A 3,375-nucleotide genomic window follows, 5' to 3' on the forward strand; every position below is an offset into this window, starting at 1 on the left:
CGTAAGCATGCGGGCGGCCCGCAAGCGCTTCTTGGTTGCCTCGTCCATCGGCTTCTTTGCCATGGCATGCATCTCCAATCAATCCCTCAGAGATACAACGCACCAGCATCGAATCGGTTGTCATCTTTTATGGAAATATCAATACCTGGAGGGAGTTCCACTCAGCGATTTCACGCCAACGCCTGGAAAGGCATAGACTAGCCGTGTGGCCACAGAAGCATCCATGCGATACAGAGGAAAGCAACAGTTCCGTAGACGGCATATACCGGCACTTTCCGCGTCGCAAAGCACAGCAGCGCGAAGATTGCCGTCAGGAGATAGTCCGGCTGCCATGGCGCTTGATAGCCAATTTTCAGCACCGCGACAGCGAGAAAAGCGGTTGTCATCGATCGCAGCGCGCGCATGCCGCGCCCGAAGCGAGGATGTAACGCAACCTGTCTCAGGTGCCGCTGCGCGAGTACGACCAGACACCCGGATGGCGCAAACAACGCGAGGGTTGCCATCAACGCACCGGGCCAGAGCCCGGCCAGATAGCCGAAGAAAGGAACGACATTCAGCAACGGCCCGGGGGCGACCGGCGAGAGGGCAAAACCCAGCGTGAAGTCGTTTTCGGTGATCGCCGTAGCTGGCGTAACGAACAGCGTTTTCAGGACCGGCAACGCAGAGAAGCCGCCACCGAACAAGGTCAGCCCAGCCCCGCCGAGACGCAGCCATATCAGCCTGACATCGTAGGGGGGCGGCAGTGGAATGCCAAACATGACAACCAGGAGGCTAAGCCCGGCCAGCAGAACACGGTCGCCCCGCTGCCAGGCAATCTCCAGCGATCCCTGCTCGTGTGAACCTGCAAGCCAGCCGACCAGAAAAGCACCGCCTAGCATCACCACATAGGCAATCGGGCTATGGGCATGCAAAAGCGCGACGCAACCTATCGCAGCCGCTATCCCGTCGAGCCAGCCGCGCACGAGTGTCCGGATCTGCCGGTACCAGGTCACGGCGATCAACATTGCCAGGACGACCCGAAGATGGTTCAACAGCATCGCCGCGCTCGCCGCATGGACAAACGATGTGCGATAAAAAGCGGCGAAAAGGGTCATTGGGATAAAAAAAGGCAGCACGCTTGCGATACCGCTCGCCCATGCACCTACACGGCCACGCAGCACATAGCCGAGCTGCACGGCGACGTTGCAGCCGACCGGTCCGGGCACCATCCAAGCAAGAGCAACAAGATCGGAATAGGCAAGGCGCGTCAGTCGCCCCTCGCGCTCGACATAGTGATGTTCAAGTTGAGCCATCAGCGCAAGCCCACCCCACGACAGCGCCGAAAGGATAAATACCGTCCGAAATAGTTTCCATATCGGAACCAGTGCAGTCGTCTGCGGCTCGCTCAAGGTAGTCGTCTATCCGTCAATAAGGTTCGAACCGGGCACTTCTGCATTGCAGACGCATGACATCTACAACTTTTATAACGCACTGGTCGCAGCGGCAGACACGCGGTTACGGCCCGCTGCCTTCGCGTCGTAGAGCGCTTCGTCAGCGGCCCTGATCGCAGCATTGAGTTCTCCGTTCATGCCGGGATCCCAGCTCACCATGCCGATGCTGGCAGTCACGCATCCATATTCACTGCCCTCGTGTTCGATTCCACATGCATAGATCGCGCTCCGGATCCGTTCAGCTATTTCAGCAGCGCCGGCCGCCGACGTGTCCGGCAGCACGACGACGAATTCCTCACCGCCGTAACGGGCCGCCGTATCTGCCGGACGACGAATGCCATTGGTGATGCACCTCGCCACATGAACGAGCACGTCGTCTCCGGCGGGATGACCATACAAGTCGTTATAGCTCTTGAACCGGTCGATATCGACGAACAGCAGCGAGAGTACTCTGCGCAAGCATTTGGCGCGACGCCACTCCTCGTCTAGCACTTCGCCCAGGCGATGACGGTTGGCCAGTCCTGTCAGGCTATCCGTGACCGCCAGGCGCTGAAGTTCGCCTTCGGCGAGCGCCCGCTGTCGTAATTGGATTCCCAGCATGGCGGACAGACCGATAAATGCCGATCCCAATAACCCCATCAGCGAACCTATCGTCAGGGCGCGGCGACGCCACGTGGCATAGATATCCTGCTCGCCTGCTGCAGCCATGATAATCAGCGGTAGGTGCGGGAAATTCCGGAACCAGTACAGACGGTCGACACCGTCAATCGATGCGGTGTCACTGAAGCTGCCTTCGGCGGCTGCCATAAAATGACGGAAGGTACTCGCACCCTGGATGCTGCGTCCAGGAATTTTTGCATCGTACGGCTGGCGCATGACCATAACACCATCGCGGCCAATCAGCGAAAGCGAGCCGTGGGCGCCGAGCGAAAGACCTGCGAAAAGGTGATGGAAATATTCGAGATTAACCGAGAGCATTACCACGCCCGCAAACGATCCATCCGGGTGCGAAATGCGCCGGCTCAACGCAATACTCGGCGTGTCGCCGCGCAGTCTTGAGTAGTAAGGATCGCTCATGTACAGGCCCACTTCCGGACGAACACGATGGATGACAAACCACGGTTTATCGCCCAGATTGCGGCTGCGGGGCAGATCGCTGGCCGAATCGAGCACGACGTTTCCGCTCTCGTCGAGCACCAGAAAGGCGCCGAGAAACCGCGCGCTTGCTGCCCGGTCAAACAGTAATTCCCTGCGCAGACGCGGCGTCAGGGCCATCACATCCCTGTCCTGCAGCCCGTCAACGACCGCCTGCAACGACAGGTCATACAGCTCGAGATTACGCTCGATGTCGCGCTCCGCAATGAGCGCCAGGTCACGCAATGCATCTCGAGCACGGTCCCGCGCATCCTGACGGCTTTGATACAGTACCAGTACGCATAACCCGACCATCACGATCGAAATCAGCGCGCCGCAGGCCGTCATCATGAGCAGCGATGTTGACAGCTTCTCCAAGACGCCGCGGGTCGGCTGGCCAGTGCGGCTCGCTTGCCTTATTGTCATCTGTACGGACTCTTCGCTTGTTCGCAGCAACTTCGGATATTACCTTCTGTCCCGAATTTTGTGCCCGGGGAGGACTCAGCCGCGAAGATTCGGCAATGCACGAGCATTTTGCCGAAATGGGTGCGGTGGCCGCCCATGTGGCTTCGCCTGTCGCCGTGCCTAGCCTCACGCCACATTCTGAGCGTACGGGGATTGAAGCTCGCGCAGGGCTTTCCTATGCCAAAGTGCGACCAAACAAGCGGCAGATTTTCTGCCACCCTCACTGCGACGCTTCATGCTCGGGCTGCCAATGCGCGCATAACATCGTGCGTAAGCCGTCCATCTTTGACGTCTGGCGGTGATCGACTGGAGCGAGGAGCATAGGTGTCCACCAATTTCGAGGTGG

At 59.1% G+C, this 3,375-nt stretch carries 3 protein-coding genes; 1 reads left to right on the forward strand and 2 read right to left on the reverse strand.

Annotated elements, in window-relative coordinates:
* Positions 1-196, forward strand: a 196-nt coding sequence (locus AWB78_RS49090; RefSeq protein ID WP_232478122.1) for a hypothetical protein, incomplete at its 5' end; no start/stop codon positions are given.
* Position 197: 1 nt separating this feature from the next.
* Here AWB78_RS49090 and AWB78_RS41910 read toward each other — a convergent pair.
* Positions 198-1,388, reverse strand: a complete 1,191-nt coding sequence (locus tag AWB78_RS41910; RefSeq protein ID WP_062613123.1) for a chromate transporter — start codon at positions 1,386-1,388, stop codon at positions 198-200.
* Between the two features lie 72 nt (positions 1,389-1,460).
* Complete coding sequence (locus AWB78_RS41915) at positions 1,461-2,915, reverse strand: sensor domain-containing diguanylate cyclase (protein WP_232478123.1); 1,455 nt, start codon at positions 2,913-2,915, stop codon at positions 1,461-1,463.
* Positions 2,916-3,375: the final 460 nt, after the last annotated feature.

Origin of the sequence: Caballeronia calidae (assembly GCF_900044055.2) — a bacterium.
Taxonomy (GTDB): Bacteria; Pseudomonadota; Gammaproteobacteria; order Burkholderiales; family Burkholderiaceae; genus Caballeronia; species Caballeronia calidae.